General features: G+C 60.0%; 23 protein-coding genes. 16 read left to right on the plus strand and 7 right to left on the minus strand.

Going from position 1 to position 17,451, the window contains the following annotated elements:
* The first annotated feature begins 8 nt into the window (after positions 1-8).
* The 3 genes from HWY37_RS17335 to HWY37_RS17345 all read left to right on the plus strand — a co-directional run bounded on the left by HWY37_RS17335 (position 9) and on the right by HWY37_RS17345 (position 3,039).
* Positions 9-416 (plus strand): hypothetical protein, encoded by a 408-nt coding sequence (locus HWY37_RS17335; protein WP_176089274.1) that lies wholly within the window; start codon positions 9-11, stop codon positions 414-416.
* A 163-nt stretch (positions 417-579) separates the two neighbouring features.
* Positions 580-1,782 carry a hypothetical protein gene (locus HWY37_RS17340; RefSeq protein ID WP_176089275.1) on the plus strand — a complete coding sequence of 401 codons (1,203 nt, stop codon included), beginning with the start codon at positions 580-582 and terminating at the stop codon, positions 1,780-1,782.
* A gap of 183 nt (positions 1,783-1,965) precedes the next feature.
* Positions 1,966-3,039 carry an adenine nucleotide alpha hydrolase family protein gene (locus HWY37_RS17345; RefSeq protein ID WP_217706392.1) on the plus strand — a complete coding sequence of 358 codons (1,074 nt, stop codon included), beginning with the start codon at positions 1,966-1,968 and terminating at the stop codon, positions 3,037-3,039.
* Between the two features lie 160 nt (positions 3,040-3,199).
* On the opposite strand, the gene HWY37_RS17350 is transcribed toward HWY37_RS17345, so the two are convergent.
* Genes HWY37_RS17350 through HWY37_RS17365 form a run of 4 tightly spaced genes read right to left on the minus strand, consistent with a single transcriptional unit; the run spans position 3,200 to position 4,712 of the window.
* Positions 3,200-3,613 (minus strand): hypothetical protein, encoded by a 414-nt coding sequence (locus tag HWY37_RS17350; protein ID WP_176089276.1) that lies wholly within the window; start codon positions 3,611-3,613, stop codon positions 3,200-3,202.
* Positions 3,614-3,648: 35 nt separating this feature from the next.
* Entirely contained in the window at positions 3,649-3,903 is a 255-nt protein-coding gene (locus HWY37_RS17355) for a hypothetical protein (protein WP_176089277.1), read from the minus strand.
* Positions 3,904-3,915: 12 nt separating this feature from the next.
* Positions 3,916-4,308: a hypothetical protein gene (locus HWY37_RS17360; RefSeq protein WP_176089278.1), complete on the minus strand. Its 393-nt coding sequence runs from the start codon at positions 4,306-4,308 to the stop codon at positions 3,916-3,918.
* Positions 4,305-4,712: a hypothetical protein gene (locus HWY37_RS17365; protein WP_176089279.1), complete on the minus strand. Its 408-nt coding sequence runs from the start codon at positions 4,710-4,712 to the stop codon at positions 4,305-4,307. Before HWY37_RS17365 ends, HWY37_RS17360 begins: the two co-directional genes overlap by 4 nt.
* An 84-nt stretch (positions 4,713-4,796) precedes the next feature.
* Between HWY37_RS17365 and HWY37_RS17370 the strand changes: the two genes are divergently transcribed.
* The 5 genes from HWY37_RS17370 to HWY37_RS17390 all read left to right on the plus strand — a co-directional run bounded on the left by HWY37_RS17370 (position 4,797) and on the right by HWY37_RS17390 (position 8,138).
* Positions 4,797-5,468 (plus strand): phosphopantothenoylcysteine decarboxylase, encoded by a 672-nt coding sequence (locus tag HWY37_RS17370; RefSeq protein ID WP_176089280.1) that lies wholly within the window; start codon positions 4,797-4,799, stop codon positions 5,466-5,468.
* A 159-nt stretch (positions 5,469-5,627) separates the two neighbouring features.
* Positions 5,628-6,161, plus strand: coding sequence for an ADP-ribosyltransferase-containing protein (locus HWY37_RS17375; protein WP_176089281.1), 534 nt, complete (start codon positions 5,628-5,630; stop codon positions 6,159-6,161).
* 138 nt (positions 6,162-6,299) lie between these two features.
* On the plus strand, positions 6,300-6,818 hold the full coding sequence (locus HWY37_RS17380) for an ADP-ribosyltransferase-containing protein (protein WP_176089282.1): 519 nt from the start codon (positions 6,300-6,302) through the stop codon (positions 6,816-6,818).
* Positions 6,819-6,897: 79 nt separating this feature from the next.
* Positions 6,898-7,281, plus strand: coding sequence for a hypothetical protein (locus tag HWY37_RS17385; RefSeq protein ID WP_176089283.1), 384 nt, complete (start codon positions 6,898-6,900; stop codon positions 7,279-7,281).
* 14 nt (positions 7,282-7,295) lie between these two features.
* Positions 7,296-8,138, plus strand: a complete 843-nt coding sequence (locus tag HWY37_RS17390; protein WP_176089284.1) for a hypothetical protein — start codon at positions 7,296-7,298, stop codon at positions 8,136-8,138.
* Between the two features lie 49 nt (positions 8,139-8,187).
* On the opposite strand, the gene HWY37_RS17395 is transcribed toward HWY37_RS17390, so the two are convergent.
* A complete protein-coding gene (locus tag HWY37_RS17395) occupies positions 8,188-8,808 on the minus strand; it encodes a hypothetical protein (protein ID WP_176089285.1) in 621 nt (206 codons plus the stop codon).
* Positions 8,809-9,097: 289 nt separating this feature from the next.
* Positions 9,098-10,930: an RCC1 domain-containing protein gene (locus HWY37_RS17400; RefSeq protein WP_176089286.1), complete on the minus strand. Its 1,833-nt coding sequence runs from the start codon at positions 10,928-10,930 to the stop codon at positions 9,098-9,100.
* A 16-nt stretch (positions 10,931-10,946) separates the two neighbouring features.
* On the opposite strand from HWY37_RS17400, the gene HWY37_RS17405 reads away from it, so the two are divergent.
* The 7 genes from HWY37_RS17405 to HWY37_RS17435 all read left to right on the plus strand — a co-directional run bounded on the left by HWY37_RS17405 (position 10,947) and on the right by HWY37_RS17435 (position 16,440).
* A complete protein-coding gene (locus tag HWY37_RS17405; protein WP_176089665.1) occupies positions 10,947-11,381 on the plus strand; it encodes a LexA family protein in 435 nt (144 codons plus the stop codon).
* A 7-nt stretch (positions 11,382-11,388) separates the two neighbouring features.
* Positions 11,389-12,684, plus strand: coding sequence for a Y-family DNA polymerase (locus HWY37_RS17410; RefSeq protein WP_176089287.1), 1,296 nt, complete (start codon positions 11,389-11,391; stop codon positions 12,682-12,684).
* 356 nt (positions 12,685-13,040) lie between these two features.
* A complete protein-coding gene (locus tag HWY37_RS17415; protein ID WP_176089288.1) occupies positions 13,041-14,171 on the plus strand; it encodes a hypothetical protein in 1,131 nt (376 codons plus the stop codon).
* Between the two features lie 182 nt (positions 14,172-14,353).
* Positions 14,354-15,202, plus strand: coding sequence for an ADP-ribosylglycohydrolase family protein (locus tag HWY37_RS17420; protein ID WP_176089289.1), 849 nt, complete (start codon positions 14,354-14,356; stop codon positions 15,200-15,202).
* A 51-nt stretch (positions 15,203-15,253) separates the two neighbouring features.
* On the plus strand, positions 15,254-15,553 hold the full coding sequence (locus HWY37_RS17425; RefSeq protein WP_176089290.1) for a hypothetical protein: 300 nt from the start codon (positions 15,254-15,256) through the stop codon (positions 15,551-15,553).
* 29 nt (positions 15,554-15,582) lie between these two features.
* Entirely contained in the window at positions 15,583-15,933 is a 351-nt protein-coding gene (locus HWY37_RS17430) for a hypothetical protein (protein WP_176089291.1), read from the plus strand.
* 120 nt (positions 15,934-16,053) lie between these two features.
* Entirely contained in the window at positions 16,054-16,440 is a 387-nt protein-coding gene (locus HWY37_RS17435; RefSeq protein WP_176089292.1) for a hypothetical protein, read from the plus strand.
* 111 nt (positions 16,441-16,551) lie between these two features.
* Here HWY37_RS17435 and HWY37_RS17440 read toward each other — a convergent pair whose 3' ends face one another.
* Entirely contained in the window at positions 16,552-16,743 is a 192-nt protein-coding gene (locus HWY37_RS17440) for a hypothetical protein (RefSeq protein WP_176089293.1), read from the minus strand.
* A gap of 356 nt (positions 16,744-17,099) precedes the next feature.
* Here HWY37_RS17440 and HWY37_RS17445 point away from each other — a divergent pair, with 356 nt between their 5' ends.
* Positions 17,100-17,438, plus strand: a complete 339-nt coding sequence (locus HWY37_RS17445; RefSeq protein ID WP_176089294.1) for a hypothetical protein — start codon at positions 17,100-17,102, stop codon at positions 17,436-17,438.
* The last annotated feature ends 13 nt before the right edge of the window (positions 17,439-17,451 follow it).

Raw genomic sequence — 17,451 nt, forward strand, 5'->3', positions numbered from 1 at the left:
CACACTTCATGCGAACCATCATCACTCGTCAATGGCTGTTGCGTAACACTCCCGGCGCGATCCCGCTGACTGCCGATAACCTGGCCGTCGCCAAGGCCGTACTCACGGCGGGCTGGAAGGATCGTGCCAGGGAGCGTGAGCTGCCGGAGCCCGAAGACCTTTCGGGTGCGTGCAAGTTTGCGAGTTTGCTGGTGAAGCTTGCCTTCGGCGGCCGAGTCCAAGGGTGCCACGCGCACCAGTACAACGTTGTCGATCAGAAAATCATCGATCTCACCGAACAGCACGAATTTGATGGTCTCGGCCATGATGAAGTCTTCTTCGGAAACCCTGAACACCTGGAAAGTCTCACTTCATGCCTGCCTCGCGTACATGACTGGCTCCAGGAGCTCACTAGCACCGTCACTACAGCTGCGTAACAGCGGTTGTCACTCCAGCCCTGCCATCCACTGATTTCGGATGTGCGGGGCTTCTTTGGGCCAGGTCCGGAGTTCATTTCTGTCGAAATGCGCTATACGTCGGCATAGCAACTATCACAACTGTTTCATGATCATTTCTACGTCAGCAGGGCAGCCTACGACCTTGAACCACCACGCCCCCCTGATGCTGGGCAAGAGTGTCCAGTTCTTGCGAAAGGCTCCTCTTCGGCTGACTGACGAAGACCAACTGGGGCACATCCTGATCGCAGGAAACCAGGCATCTGGCGCCGAACATCTCACCGCATCCCTTCTACAACAGCAGACTGCTCGCGGTGGTGGCTGGGTGGTCATGACGGATGTGCGAAACTCCCTGCTGGTGGAGGGCCTTGAGTCGGCCGCCAGGTCTGCGGGCCGCTCCAAGGAATTCCAGGCTCTGGACTTCTCTCATCCGGACGGTAGCACCTATTCGCCGGTACACAAGGGCCGACCTGCGGACATGGCAGAACACCTGCTGCAACTGCTGCCTGACGCGCCGGACTCCCCTGGGGCCGACTTTTACAGGAACACCGCTCGCCACGCACTCACAGCGATCCTGGGCGCATTGCAAGACACAGGTCAACCTGTGACAGCCCTGAGCCTCTCAAAGCTCCTGGCGGCCCCACAGCAGCTCCAAGCCCTGGCAGTAAGTATCCATGAGCTGAATCCGGAGCATGACTTGCTCAACCTGGTCGGTTCCTTCCAGTCTCGACGCAATGAAGTAATTCGAGTCGATCGCGACAAGGTGGCCCAGTTGTTGGGCGGAATCTCGGGCCGAATTGCGCAGCTGGCGCAGGGCAAACTGGGAATGGTCCTGAATGCAACGCAGCCCACCATTGATCTGGATGACGTCGTGACCAACAGGCGCATGCTGCTGGTCAAGTTCATGCCTTCGTGTGCCCATTCGCTGGCTCAGGCATTGCGACGCATGCTGGCGTCCCACCTCGAGAGCGCCATGCTGACGGCCCTCGACACGAACTCAGTTCGCGCGAACGAGATGCCGTTCATCATCGCCTCAGACCAACCAGGCGCAGCTTCAGCGCTACTGGGCAACAAGCCCCGCATGCTGGCCCGAGGTCTGAGGATATCGTTCCTTCTTCGAGCCTACTCACTGGATGAAGTCCACGATTGTCCTGCTGACGCTAGCCGCAATCTCATGGAGAACACGTCATCCAAATTGTTCTTCGGCTCGGACTCGATCGGCACCCGCGGTATGCCCGACGAAGACTATTCCCTCCTCGCTAAGCAGGTCGCTCGGCATAAACAAGGCGAATTTCATCTGGTTCGCGATTCCGCTACCGTTCACGGAAGGTTGTCAGCGCCAAAGTGAACTAAGCACGGCGCTATTCCTAATAGAACCCACGAATCCAGCCCAAGGGCTGGATTTTCTTTGGCCGCACGCCGTGCACCCCCGAATGGCGGCCTTGACGGCCAGGGGCATGGTCGAAGGCGATGTTCTGCCTATACCCAGACAGGACAACACCGAGCAACTGTTCGAGAAAGGACACATTCCATGACCACTGATATGCTGCCGGCGCAAGCTAGCCTGTTTCCGTTTGAGGCTCCCGTTTGCCGGGCACCACTACCTCTGCTTGCCGAGGGGGAGGTGGCTCTCGAACCTTGCCTCTCTGACTACGACCGATTCATAGTCTTCTTTTCAGGTGGCAAGGACTCTGTCGCTTGCTTCCTGTGGCTGCTTGATCAGGGCATTCAGATGGAAAAAATCGAGTTGCACCATCACCTGGTGGATGGCAACGAAGGTTCTGACCTGATGGATTGGCCGATCACGAGCGACTACTGCAAGAAGTTCGGTGAAGCCTTCGGCGTTCGCACGACGTTCTCCTGGAAGGAAGGCGGCTTCGAGCGCGAAATGCTGCGCAAGGACGCCCCCACGGCACCCGTGCACTTCTACAACCAGGCGGGCGAGAAGCTCGTTATCGGCGGTTCAGGCCCCTTGAACACCCGGCAGAAGTTCCCGCAGGTGTCCGCGGACCTCTCGGTTCGCTGGTGCAGCAGCTACCTGAAGATCGGTGTGGGCGAGTCCTACATCGTGAACGACCCAGTGTTTCGCGAGGGCAAAACCCTCGTACTCACCGGTGAACGGGCCCAGGAGTCGTCTGCGCGCGCAAAGTACAAGACCTTCGAGCCTCACCGCTCGGACAACCGCAACGGTGCGCGCGTCAAGCGCTGGGTCGACGTCTACCGCGCGGTGCACAGCTGGTCGGAGGAACAGGTGTGGGAGATCATGCGCAAGTACGGCGTGAATCCCCATCCTGCATACCATCTGGGTCTGAGCCGCACCAGCTGCATGGCCTGCATCTTCGGCAGCCCTCAGCAATGGGCCATGCTCAAGCACTACATGGCCAAGCACTTCAGGAAGATCTCGGACTATGAGCAACAGTTCGGCGTCACCATCAAGCGTGGTGCGACGATCGAGGAGATCGCGGCAAAGGGCGTGATCCCTGAGCTCGATCGCGTTTGGCTTGAAATCGCCATGGGCACCTCGTTCACCCTGCCTATCCTCCTGGATCCGGCAACGTGGACGCTCCCCATCGGCGCCTTCGGCGAAACCTCTGGACCTACCTGATCGAGGATAATCCCTCTCTCACAGCCCCGGGCGTCACAGCTCGGGGTTCTTTGCGTCGCGCGGTGCTCAGCCGAAGAAGCGCAAATGAAAACGAGCCCCAGTGATTGGGGCTCGCAGGGAGGCAATGTCCGGCAATTGTCGGCCATCAGATGCGTTGCCGTCAGGCGCTGAGCATCACCAGCAGATTTTGAATGTCCTTCCAACGGCCGCGCGTATCCAGGTTGCCCTCGACACGCACGCTATTGACCAACACGTCATATCGGAATTCCTCGAGTTCGTCGCTGTACCGTTCCACGAGGGTCACTTGGCCCAGGGTCACCGGCAGCGGCTGGAAAACCAACTGGAAGTTCAGGCGATCCCAGACCGACAAGACATCCATCACCTCGATGACACGTTCTCCGGTCCGATGCTCAATGCGAAGACGATCGTAGCCCACGCCGATCAGCACCGCGGCCGCCAGCAGCATCCAGTCGTCACTTTCGATATCGATCAGGATCTGTTCGCCACGCTTCAGGGTTGCGCGAGCGAATTTCTCGTCCGGGGTAGGTGTTATGGCCAGATGCAGATCGCTCATGATTTGGTCCTTTATGTGGTCCAGGTAGGGTTGATTCAGAATCGGCCCGCGATGTCACGCAGCCACTTTTCCTGGGGTTCGGTCAGCAGGCGATAGGTGTTGATGCGGTGTTGGCAGCTCCGGATGAAGCTGCGCTCACGCTCCGGCAGGGTCTCAATATGCTCCATGCACTTGTTGACCAAGGCCCGGATCTCCTTGTCCTTCTCTTCCTGCTTGCGGTCCTCGGCCTCGCGCTCGGCACGGGCTTCAGCCATGTACTCAGGATCCATCAGTTTTTTGAAGTCAATCATCGGTTCATCCTTTCAAGATTCTTTCTTTTCCCAATAAGTCACGCAGTAGTCGCCTTCGAAACGCATGCAGTGCTCGCACGTACATGTGAAATCGGTCTCCCAGCACCAGACGCGGCCGTCAGGCGTCACAAACTCGTGGTGACCAGCATGTCCTTCCGGCAGGCGGCATCCCTTTGAATCCTTGGAATCCCAAGGCAAACCGTCCGTGAACAACAAGCTACAGACGTCTTCGGTGGGCGGGTAGGGCGTACCCAGCTCCTTCGCCAGGCGATAAAGGCAGTCGCTGGCATGACCATTGATGCGACCGTTGATCGCCGGGGCCGACAGCTTGCAATGCACGCACCTGTAGTAGGGATTGCCCCCACCGATCGGTTCGTTTTCGTAGTCGGAGTGGTACTCGCTCATGCGGGCTCCGCCTCCGGCAAATCGCGCTGTTGCACCGTGCGGCCGGCAAGCAGCGCGCCGATGCATTTCTGCTCGAACGCATCCGCCTTGGCTTCCAGACCGCGAACGTACGAGTACGGCTCGACACCATCACCAGCGTTGTCGCCTCGGATGCCGTCGAAGTACAGGTAGCCTTCGTTGTCGTGGCTGACGAGTTGGGTCACCCGGACAAGTTCCGTTTCCGAGACGAAGTAACCACCCAGGATGGCTTCCGCCAGCGAACGGCCCCAGTTCAGATCCAGCGCAGATAGGACATCTGGCTGAGCAAGACTGTGGATGCGGGCTATTTGGCGCGGGTGGAGCCCGGCGCCCCTTAGGGTTCCAATGCGCGCTTGCGCGCGATGGCTGAGTTCAAATCGATCCATGTGTTCCTCTTTCAATGAGTTGGCCTACTTCGTATAGCCGCTGCCCTATACGAGGACTGGAACAACAACCCTTTTGGAGGACAAATGCCTGGAACCATTCACATCTTCGGCGGCGGTACCGTGCAGCACGTTCGCAACCATTTCGCGCTGTGCGCGCCAGCCTACGGCACGTTCGCTACCGAGCTGCATAAGCGGCTACAAGGCAAGGGGATCCTCGCCTCGCTGCGTCGCCGCTTCGGCCTGGTCAGCAGCAGCGTCAAGCTGCATCTGACGAAAATGGCGGATCGCCACTCGAAGATGGAGACGAACGAGGACGTCGCCGAGCGGGTCAAGGCCGTGTTGGCGGATCCGGAAACCCGGGCGATCGTCTTCAACGTGGCCCTGTGCGATTACTCCGGCCAGATTGGCGACGTGCCTTCGGGCAAGTATGCCACCCGGCTGTCCTCGCGCGATGGTCAACAGGTGCTCACCCTCACCCCCGCCGACAAGGTGCTGAAGACCATCAGGAGCCTGCGGCCGGACGTCCTCATCGTTGGCTTCAAGACCACCGCTGGCGACAGTGAAGAGGAACAGGCTGCTAAGGCCTGGCGCCAAATCGAGGAAACCGGCGTGGACCTGGTATGGGTCAACGACACGGTGACGCGGACCAACATGCTGATCTGCTCTGACGGCAACGTCGGAACACCCGACAACGGCACTTCGCGGTCGGACACGATGGACTGGCTGGTGGATACGCTGAATCACCGCGTCAGCTGATCAACCTGGTCGAACCCACCCTCTAAAGCCCTTCACAACTGAAGGGCTTTTCTATGAACCCATGCAGCTGCTGGCCTGGCGCCCGGAGGCCCACGTCAGGTGCGCGCCGCACTCCCGGCGGCTATACCCAGATAAGGACACAATTTCAGGAGCACACGCATGCTAGTTCAACAATCGCCAGCGTTTCTTAGCTGGTTTGGCGAAAGCCAGGTAGTGGACGCCGCCGCCAGACCGCGGATCGTCTACCACGGCACTGCCGTCTCGGGCACAACCTTTGATGCACCGCCCGGTGCGCTGCCGCGCGGCGCATTCACCGTGTTTGATCGCGAATATCTCGGCGCGGTCACCGAGTCAAGCGACTCGCGGGTTGGATTCTGGTTCACCGCGGACAAAGACCGAGCGTGGGCTGCGGCTCAAGAAGCCAAGGCCTGCGGCCATGGCGATTCGGCCTATGTGTACGCCGTCTTCCTGAGGATCCGGCGCCCGCTGGTGACAAGGCGCATTCGAGCGTTATCGCCTGCTCAAGTGGCCAGGCTCGCAAAGTACGCACGCGCCGAAGGCCATGACGGTCTGATCTTCACCTGGGGTGAGGGCGTTGGCTCCGACTTCTTGGTCTTCGAACCTACGCAGATCAAGAGCGCGGTCGCCAACCTCGGGCTGTTCGATCCCGACAATCCCTGTATCTGCGCTTGACGCACTCCAGACCTCTCCTGCCGGAGAGGTCTTCTTCGATCAGGTGCTCACGTCAACAACCACCTACGTCTTCCTGGCGGCACTCTTTCGTGATCTTTCCGCCTATACATGGGCAGGAAACATCAACAGGAGCACTCCATGCAGAAGGTACACACCGCCGGCTTCCAGGCCTGGTTCGAGAGCAGCGTCATCACCGACTCGGGTCAGCCAGATGGCGCGCCCCTGGTTGTCTATCACGGGACTCCGAACCGTGATTTCCGTGCGTTTTCGTATACGCCGATACGGCGGACCATCGACTGCGCGCTGTCGCGTTGCGGGTTTTTCTTCGCTGCTGCAAAGCGCGAAGCCGACTGCTACGCCTGGCATCCGCATCTGCGTCGCCGGGGCCGTACGATCGCTGCGCACCTGGCCATACGCAAGCCGCTGGTGGTCGACGGCCGCACCTTGGGTGTGTCCGAGCACAACCACGATTTGTTGGCACGGGTGATCACCTGGGCCAAGACCTGCCGCAAGGCATTTGACGGCGTCATCATCCACAACTGGAGCGATGGCCTGGGCACGGGTACTCAGTACATCGTGTTCAAGCCGGAGCAGATCAAGAGCTCGCGCTACAACTGTGGAGCCTTCGATGGCTCCAACCCCGAGATCTATGCCTGATCCTCTCAAAGCCTCCCTTGCGGAGGCTTTCTTTCGTGCGCGCCTATACGACAGCAGGAACCACTCAAAGGAGAAAACCATGGTCCAAGCCAACGGCACCAACCCGGCCAACAGCACCACCTCACGCATCGATACGGTGTTGGCCGCACTGAAAGATGTGAGTTTTCCGGGCGCAACCCCGGAGCAAACCAACCGCAACATGCGGACCCTGCTGGAGCAGGTTGCGCCCCTCGTGATGAAGGGCACGATCCGCACGATTCAATGGCAGGTCAACGACGCCCTGGCTATGCCTGTCAGCGAAACCCGCGAATACGGCCTCAGCCTTCTGTTTGCCTTGCAGGCCAGCTGGCAATACGTGCACTGGGACTCGTCACGTGGGCCGATTCCCGCCGACCGCCAACGCATGCGCGATCTGTATCGCGCCATGTGGGACGCCAACAACGATGGTTCTACCCCTTACTGAAAAGGAAAAACACTATGCCCCGCATTTTCATTGATGGCGCCTATGGCACCGTGGGCCTGGCCCTGAAGGAACGACTTGCAAGCCTGGTCGATGCCGGCCTCGAAGTGATCGAGATACCGGAAGATGACCGCCGCAATCGAACTGTTCGCGGAGACGCGTACGCAGATGCCGACTTGGTCGTGTTGTGCGTCCCTGACGAAGAAGCCTCGTACGCCGCAGTGCGCGTAGATCGTGCAAACCATCGTGCGAAGATCCTGGACGCCAGTGCAGCTCATCGCTGTAATCCGGACTGGGTGTATGGCTTGCCGCAGCTGTGTGGCGCTGCGCGCATCGCCGGCGCAAAAATGGTGGCCAACCCTGGCTGCTTCGCATCGGCATGCATTCTGGCCGCGCGGCCCCTGGGCCTGCGCGCGATGGACTTCCATGGGATCACAGGTTTCTCGGCCGGCGGCACGCGCGCGGACGCGGTTCCGCGCCTGACGCAATTCGGCAAGGAGCATCGCCACCTGCCGGAGATCCGCCAGTTCGGATTGCCTGATCCGACACTGACTACGTCCGTGGGCCCGTGGTACCAGGGCATGCTGGTGCAAGCGACTGTCGACCTCCCCATCGAGGCCGTCTACGATCGCTACCAAACCAGCTACGAGGAAGATCCTGAAATCCAGGTCAGCATCGTCGGCCCTGACGACAAAGCTCGTCTGCCGATCGAAGCATGCAATGGCACCAACGGGCTGCAAATCCACCTGGCAGCACTGCCTGGCACTCGCCGCACCGCGGTCGCCGTCGTGCTGGACAACCTGGGCAAGGGATCGGCCGGCGCCGCCGCGAAGAACATCGCGCTCATGCTCGGCCTCTGATCTGTAACCTGTCTCTGAAGGCCTTCAGCTCTTGCTGGAGGCCTTTTTTCTAAAACCACTCAGGATGGGACTGCTGATCGAGCCCAATCACATAGGACACCATAGCGTCGAAACGATCAGCATGCAGCGGGCCGCCAAGTCCTTCAGCGCCTGAGATGAAAGGGCGCAGCATGGTCTCACCGGCGCGGGTCTGGTAGCGGAGCACAACGAAGTGGCAACCTGCCGTGATAGCGCCTGGCGCAGTGCCTGTTTTTGTCGTGCTCGAATACGCTGCGAGCAGCATACCCATCTGCTGCTCCCACTCCTGGGGCTCACCAGGGCGCGAGGCGGCCGCTGGCTCATGGCCGGCAGTCGTCGCGGCGCCCGTTGCTCGGGCCCGCGCAGCCGCATCCTTGATGTGCGAGCCCAAACCATTGCGAACCAGCTGCCATTCGGCTTTGGAGTTGTGAAATCGGCTGGCGATCATCTTGAATGCCTCCAGCTGAATGCAGGCCATCCAGGACCACCGAGTGGGGTAGTCGGCTGCATACACATGAACCTGCGGCCCGACCAGCTGCTTCGGGTCCAAGGACTCGGTGTTCCAACCCTGGGCGCTCAGCGTCATGCTGGTCAGAAAGCCGCGGGTCTTCAGGTGGTTCTGGAGCAATTTTTCGATGGATTTCGGCTTCAAGCAATGTCCTTCGGTATCTGTGCTATAGGGGTGTCGCCGGGTGCAGCTTTGCCCAAGCTGGCTTGAGCGTAGTACGGTACCTGAAAGCGTAATTCTGGCATACGGGAGGACTTCATCATGGCTGTCATTGCCAACCTCACATCGAAGGGCCAGGTCACCGTTCCCCTGTGAAATTCGGGAGCGGATGGGAGTCAAGGTTGCCTCAGCCGGTCAAAATAAACGCACCTGGCCGCCTTCGACCAGGTGCAGCTCAACTGTTGGGCGCGGCGCGGATTCCGCGCTCACCCAATCAGTCCGCCAGTACGGGCCCGGGTGTAGATCTGGGCTCGTTGCTGTCATCTCCGAGTTGGCCTAGGCTATTCTCGCCAAAGCACTTGGCTACGCCTCCGTGGTTGACGCAGGTGTGGCTGGAGCCGCCAGCAACCGCCGTCACGCTGGTGGTAAGCCCGGACACCGCCGTGGGCACATCAAATTTGTAAGGGCTGTCAGCTCCGAGCTGACCTTGGTCGTTCGACCCCCAGCAGAGCAAGGCGCCGGCCTGCACGGCACAGTTGTGATACTGGCCCGCGCCGATCGCCGAAACACTGGTCAAGCCTGCCACCTGAGTGGGGACTCGGTACTCGCTTGCCCCGACTTTGCCTACTTGCCCGTAGCCGTTGTTGCCCCAGCAGAAAACGGAGCCCAGGCGCAGCGCACACATTCCCGCCTCGCTGGCAGCCAGCGCCGTCACATTAGATGTGACTGTAGTGGGGGCCACCGGCGTTGCTCGGCTCAGCGTCGAATTGTCTCCCAACCGACCGTCTGGATTGAACCCCCAGCATCGAACCGCCCCGGAACGTACAGCGCAGGTGTGAGCGAATCCCGCTGCGATTGCCGTCACGCCAGAGGTAAGTCCAGAGACAGTCGATGGCCGGGACTGATTCGCACCAGAACCATCCCCGAGGCGGCCGGCGCCATTGCTTCCCCAGCATTTCGCCACGCCGCTCTGCACGGCGCAGATGTGTTCCCGTCCGATAGTCACGGCGGAAACACCGGAGGTGAGGCCATAGACCTGGGTGGGCTCGTAGCGGATGGCATTCGTGCCGTCTCCGACCTGGCCAAAGGTGTTATCTCCCCAGCACTTCAGCGCGCCCGACTGGACTGCGCAAGCGTTGGAGTCGCCCAGGGCGATCGCGGTAACCCCAGATCCCATCCCGGAGACCTGGACGGGCAACGGGTGATGTCCGCTGAAGCTGCCGTTGCCAAAACGGCCGAGGTAGTTTTGCCCCCAGCACATCATTGCGCCGGCGGTCGTGATGGCGCAGCTGTAGGCTTCACGCGCTGCAACATGCGTCACCTGAAGGGGGGCTCCTCCTGCGACGATCAGCTGGTAGTCCTTTGTCCCCACCGCTCCCTTGTAGCTGACGCTCAGGCGGACCTTAGCGCCGGCGGCATCGGTGGCGACCGATGGAGTGCCAGTCATGAAACCATTTGCATAGCTCAGGCCCGAGGGCACGCCACTGAGAGCCCATACCTTCGAGCTGGCGGGGCCATTGTCATTCTCCACGGTAAGCAGGCTCGTGAAGTCGAAAGAATAGGCCCGGCCGACACGGGCTTTCGGAAGCGTGGCATCCGCCAGTTGCACGACGACCTGGCTTTCCCCGATCAACAGCACATACAGCTGCTCCCCGGTCTTACCCCGGTAGCTCGCAAGCACCTTGATCGTGCTTGCGCCGACGCTGTCCGTGGGCGTTCCCGAAAGTGTTCCATCCGTATGCAAGGTCATGCCCGCGGGCAGCACATCCTGGGCGGAAAAGATCACGGTCCCGGGCTCGAACGTCGGATCGCCCGTCACGGTCGCGTGCGGTGCGAAGTTGTATGCGTATGGGCTCCACAGGTTGGCCGCGGGAAGCTCGCTGGCCGACAACGACACTGTGATCTCCGGAGGTGGCAGCGTGGTGCCCTTGCCGGGCGAGGGGGTGACGACGTAGAAGTCGCTGGCGATCGCGGCCACGCCCTGAGTCAGCAGGAAGCCTGCCATCAAGGAGCCACGAAAGAGAGGCAAGATCGTCATGGTGAAAGAAAAACCCGAAATGAAGGTATAGCTCTTTCCGCGGCGCCCTCCTTCCGGAAGGCTGGGCATACGGTACACTGTGGAAATGTACAGTATTTTAACGGACCTTCCTGTTCAAGCTTCAGACATCGGCATTGAATTGCCGATGGTGGGGCACATCCGTGCGGGATTTCCATCGCCCGCGGCGGATTTTGCACAGGAGCGGGTGGATCTGATCAAGCAGCTGATCATTCACCCTCAGGCCACGTTCTTGATGCGAGTCCGTGGAGAGTCCATGCGTGAGTTCGGCATCTTCGACAACGACGTGGTCATCGTTGACCGCGCCGTGGTGCCGCGCCACCTTCACATAGTCGTCGCAGTGGTGGACGGTGATTTCACCTGCAAGCAGCTTTACCAGATCCACGGACGGGTAAAGCTTCGAGCTGGCAATCCTACGTATCCCGATATCGTCCCCAAGGAAGGGCAAACCATCGAGGTCTGGGGTGTGGTCACGGCTGCGATCAAGACGTTTCCGACGTGAGCTCGCGGTGATAGCGCTCCTGGACGGCAACAACTACTACGTGAGCGCAGAGACGGTGTTCCGACCGTCGCTGGCCGGCTTACCGGTGGTCGTGCTGTCGAATAACGACGGGTGCGTGATCTCGCGGTCAAACGCCGCGAGGGATCTCGGGATCAAGATGGGGGCGCCGTGGTTCAAGATTGCCCATCTCCAGGATTCTGATGGGGTGGTCGCGCTATCCGCCAACTTCCCGTTGTATGCCGACATCAGCGATCGCATGATGTCCTTGGCGGCTGGGCTTGGCCCCACGCAGGAGATCTACTCGATCGACGAGTGCTTCATCGGGTTGGATGGAGTGCCCGGCGACTTGGTTGATCGTGCCAGGCGCGTCCGGGCTCGGATTCTTCAGTGGGTGGGCATTCCCTGTTGTGTCGGTATCGGGCCCACAAAAACTCTCGCCAAGCTGGCCAACTTCGTTGCCAAGAGCGCCGATCGCAAGCCTGGCAGCTACCCCGTAGAGTTGGCACAGGTCTGCCACCTGGGCGTCATGCCGCCAAATCAGCTGGTGGAGCTAATGGCGGCAACGGATGTCGGGGAGGTATGGGGGGTCGGGCGCCGACTCGAAGAACAGTTGCGCGACGCTGGCGTTCGCACTGTCCACGACCTGGTGTCAATGGATGTACCCACCGTTCGCAAACGCTGGGGGGTCGTGCTTGAGCGCACGGTCCGTGAACTCCAGGGAACACAATGCCTGTCGCTCGATGAGCAACCTGCGACACGGAAAGAAATCGCGTGTACCAGGTCATTTGGCGCTCCGGTAACGCAGCTATCGCAGCTGCTTGAAGCTGTGACCGAGTTTGCGACCCGCGCTGCCGTGAAATTGAGAGACCAACGCAGCCTGGCCAACCAGGTCATGGTGTTTGCCAGCACGTCGCCTTTCCGAAAGGTACCTCGATTTTCACGTAGTAGCGTCGTTCCGCTGGCAAAGCCAACAGCCGATACTCGTGTGCTCGTAGCCGCCGCCAGCGCCGGCATTCGCCGAATCTTCGAGCCCGGATTTCAGTTAAGCAAAGCGGGCGTGATGCTGCTTGATCTGCAATCTGACAGTGTGTCCCAAGGCACTCTCGAACTGGGCGCGGAGGACTCGGATCAATCCTGCCTCATGTCGACGTTAGACGCGGTAAACAGCAAGTACGGGCGCGGGACCATCAGCATTGCAAGCGCGGGTACAGCACAGCAGAAGAAAAACTGGCAAATGCGGCAGGAGCGGCGAACCCCAGCCTACACCACCAACTGGAAAGAGCTGGCTATCGTTCACGCCTGACGTCTCTATTGAGCGTAGCGCTCTATTTTGAACGATAGTCTCCCAGGACTGGACGGTCCGGGCGATGCGTAGTCTCGCAGCTTCCGCAGCCCAGAGAGTGCCGGACAGCCGACGAAGCCAGCACCTGCTTCAGAAGCATTCAAACGTCTGATGGCATGTTCGGGGTCCTGCTGAGAAGGGCGCCACTCTCCAATAAAGACTGCGGATAGCCCCACTGGGCATGTTCGAGAATGCGTCGCCATCTCCAAGATTCAGCTCTATTGGCAGATGATTTCACGATTGGTTTGCGTTTTCGTTATACGTGATACGCCGCTAGGCATTCCGCCCAGGCGCGTATGCCTTTTGAAGGGTCTCACATGCACGTCACGAAAAAAATCGCTGGGCTATTGGTTGCCCTGCCAGTCAGCGCATCCATTGCCGCAACCTACTATTCAGTTGTCCCGTTGCCAGGTCGGGAGACCAGCATTGCGCCCAAGCCCGAAGTGGTGCTAACGCTGGATAGCTTCGCACTGCCCACGGGAGTTGAGGACGAAGCCTACCAGGGCTTTGACTTCAATCAAGTTCTAAGCGTCACCGGTGACGCGGCCTACCAGAAGTCCGATGTCATCTGGTCCATGGCCTCAGTGCTGCCGAACGGCCTTGTGTTCAACAACGGTGCGTTGACTGGCACACCCACAACACCGACCACTGGTGACGGGGCTGAAATTCAAGTCACCGCTGCCTACAAGGACAAGCAGGTCGGCCAAACATACAAGCTTGCCGTTGAAAAGGGCTCCTGCAAACCTGGCCAAGTCGAATATCGAAGCGGTGGCTTTGGCCGTTTCACGATGCCCAAGTATTGCACCATGCTGGAGATTAAGGCCTGGGGCGCTGCCGGCGGCAAAGCTGTCCATCCCACCACAGGACAAGTGGCATTCGGCGGTGGAGGTGGCGCCGTGCGAGCACTATTCAGGATTCAGCCTGGCACCGCTCTGACGGCTGCTACTCCTGTCGGTAAGGTTACTTCCTATGGATCATTCGCCGGAGGCAACGGAATCAATACGGGCCAGCTGAACAACTACGGTGGCGCGGCGGCTGCGGTGTACCAAGGCTCGACGTTGCTCGTCGTCGCGGGAGGCGGGGGCGGAGGTTCGTTCACGGCTGACACTGGGCAGCCCCTCCCAGGTGTTGGTGGAGGCAGCTTGGCTGCTCCGCGAAGCGCATCGGGCGTCGGCGGGCACGGTGCTACTGTCAACGGTGCTTATTTGGGGGCCGGAGGAGGCGGCTACCCGAACGGTGGCGGCCGCAGCACCGGGACTGCACCAGCCCAAGGTGGAGCGTCGTCCTATGTCTCTACTACGGGCCTCATCCTTTACTCCGAGTCTCCGGGAGAAGGCACGGCAGCAGGCAATGTTAACGACCCGGATAACGGCGGTGCGGGGATTGCAGAAGGCGGGATCGGATACGTCGGCACCATGGGCGGAATCGTGCTTAAGTGGTCCGAATAGCTCCCGCAGCAAGCTGTTGGACCATACCCTCTCATAGCCTACCGCTCATGAGGGGGTTACGCGCTCAGGATAGACATGGTTGTCCACAGCACACCGCCAAACAGATGCGAATGCGGGCTATACATTGCGCTGCCGGGACAGCTTTCGACTGATTCCTGGTAAGCCGTGAAGAAAGGATATCAATGCTTGGCGCAATCATGGGAGACATCTGTGGGTCACCCTGGGAAGGCGGCTACTGTCGCGACTCCGAGTTCATAATGTTCCATCCCTCCGCCCAGATCACTGACGACTCGGTATGCACGGTTGCCATCGCCGACGCCCTGTTGCATGGCCTGCCGATCGCCGACACCCTGCGCGAGTGGTGCCGGCGATACCCCGGCATGGGCTACGGATCAATGTTCAATTCCTGGGTCTACCGGCCCAGCATGGGCCCCTATGAGAGCTGGGGCAACGGCGGTGCGATGCGCTGCTCCTCGTGCGCCTGGCTCGCGCCCTCACTGGCAGAAGCGCAACGCCTGGCGGCCCTGACCGCGGCGGTAACACACAATCATCCTGAAGGCATCCGAGGCGCGCGCGCAATCGCCACCGCCATCTGGCTCGCGCGCCAAGGGATGGCGCCAGGCACCATTCAGCAAGCGATCGCTGCGGAGGGCTACCAGCTTGGGCGTTCAATGCAGGACTGGGTCGACCTGAGCCCCGGCGGCACCGACGCCGCCGAAACCGTGCCCATCGCCATCGACTGCGCCCTGGCCGCCAGCTCGCTCGATGACGCCATTCGCCGCGCGGTGTACATCGGTGGCGATACGGATACAACGGCATCGATGGCGGCTGCAATCGCCGAAGCTCGATTTGGCCTCTTCGAGTCGTACGCCCGGGACACCCTGGCCCGGGTGCCTAGCGAGATGCGAGCCATCGTCCGGGCGGTGTACGAGCGCGCCGGCGTGCCCATGGCCATTCCAGATCCCATGCCCGCTGATGCGCCGCCGGCGCCAAGCCTTTGGCAAAAACTGCTGGCTAGCTTTCGCAGCTGATCCCTGGCGAGCTATACGAGGGGAGGCCATCACTTATGAAAGGAGTCCCCAATGAAAGTTAATGTGACCAATGCGCTGACGATCAATGCACCCGAGATCTTCGCGGATCCCGAGTTCCAAGCCTGGCTCAACAACGGCGAACGCAAGTTCACGTGGCACCAGGGCGGCACTCCCGATGAATGGTCCGACGTCGTGGTCCTGGTCGATCCGGGCCTGACTGGCGAAGGTCCTGAATCGAACATGCCTGAGCACATCTGGGACAAACTCGTCGAAATCTGTCGGCAGCATTTCAAGCCGGCGCGTGGAGTCGCGAGCGACCACATCATGATCCGCCTGACCAACGTCGATTGATCCAGAAACCGAAAGAAAGGAAACACACCATGTACGCAAAAAGCCAGCTCACAACTCTCCTGTCCCTGCTGATTGACCTCAACAACTCGGCGAGCAGCGAGGGTTGTGACGGTGACCTGACTGTGATCGACGCGAATGCGTTGGCTGCGGTGATGAAGGAAGCGGAGGCTCTGGCAGAACTGGACCAGGTCCTGATACTGGGCCAGCATGAGCATAAGCACGGCGATTCGCACTATGCCTTTCTCGTGCCACAGGGCACCATGCCCAGTACAGAGCAGTTTGAAGGCATGCTTGAGGAACCCTACGAGCCAGAGCACGATGAACATCTGCACCTGGTCGTCCTCGGCTCCGCGACGGTCTTCGATCCTCGCACGCCGTAAACCTTGAACGACTCACTCGCCCTCAGCATAGCTGGGGGCGATTCTCATTGGGAGCCATGCGGGTCGCTATACGTGAATGGACCTGACTCACAGTCCAATCACACTCCAGAAAGGCAACACATGATCACGAACATCCACAAGAACAATCTGGGCACGATCAGCTTCAATGGCAAGTTTGCGGGTATGCGCAAAAGCCAAGAATTTGACGTTTACCCACTTCAGGCGGGAAGCGACGGCGCCAAGGTGACCATACAGAGCGACACCCGCATCGGGATCATCTTCCTGCGCAACGGCGCTGCGGATGATGGCCGCGTCTACATGAGTGGCCCACATGCCAGCGGCGCTTACTTTTCGCACCTGGCCACCGGGTCCTTCATAGACAAGCTCAACAGCGAAGAGCTGTTGTTGCTCAAAGCCCAGATCATGACGACTGCCAGCGGAAAAGCTGGCGACAACGGAATGGTCCTCACCGACAACAGTGAAGCTATTTCGGTGTTCGCTGCATAAGCGCGAGGCCAACATAACCGAAACACTCAAGCGCCCTCAGATCATCTGGGGGCGTTGGTTCTTTAGGGTCTAATGACCCTGCTGGCCAGAGCAGAGCGTCAAATGTCGACGCTATGCGGTCGAGGCCTCGTTTGCGGCGACAGGGACGACGATCAGCTTACCGCTTGCATCGCGCACGATGCTGATCTCCGTGCCGTCGAGCATAGCTTTGGCTTCGCCATGCATCTGAAGCTGCGCTTCAAGACGGCGGGCGCCAGCTGCGATATGTAGTTCATCGCCAGTACGGGTCACGATAATGCTCATAATGGGAACACGGCAGGAATGGATCGAGGGGAAATGGCGACCTGGCGTACCAGGTCGCCCGCGCGTGCCTCGCACCAAGTTTCCCTTACGGGCGGCCTGGGAGCCTAGCCGTGTTTCCCTTGGCACGGGGAGGTCATCGGCACCATCCAACATTTCCGTCCGGAAATGCACGCCGACTCACCGTGCGATGAGCCGGCGCGCATAGCAGCTGAGGGACTGCTATCGCTGGGAGCCTTAATTTGACCGTGCATGCATCGAATCGTCAAGCAGGACGTCCTGCGGCCGGGGCGCTATACCGGGAAGAGGGCATCCTATGTGTGACCATCCGGTTACCACCAACTACGTAAGGCACCACCATGAACTACCAACGCGTCATCCCCCGCGATCTCTTCAACGAAGCGAATCTGCTGAAATGCTACGGCCAGATCTATGTCAACTTGGAGACTGCCGGCGTGGTGGGCGTAGAGCTCATCCATGATGGCCAGGCCTTCGACGTTCAACGCGATCCAGGCTCCGGTGATCTGCATCTGGCCAATGTGACGTTGATGGTCCGCGGCCGCGCCTGCCGGCTCTATCGAACCTTGAACAGCCGACAACCCTGGCCCCTGGTGCTCACCACCGAGGACGAGGACGAAATCTACGTGTTTGACGACACGGGCGCCTTCTCCCAGGAAATGATGCAATTTCTGGGCTGATCGAGGTAACGGT

This window comes from Achromobacter anxifer, from assembly GCF_903652925.1.
GTDB lineage: Bacteria > Pseudomonadota > Gammaproteobacteria > Burkholderiales > Burkholderiaceae_B > Achromobacter > Achromobacter anxifer.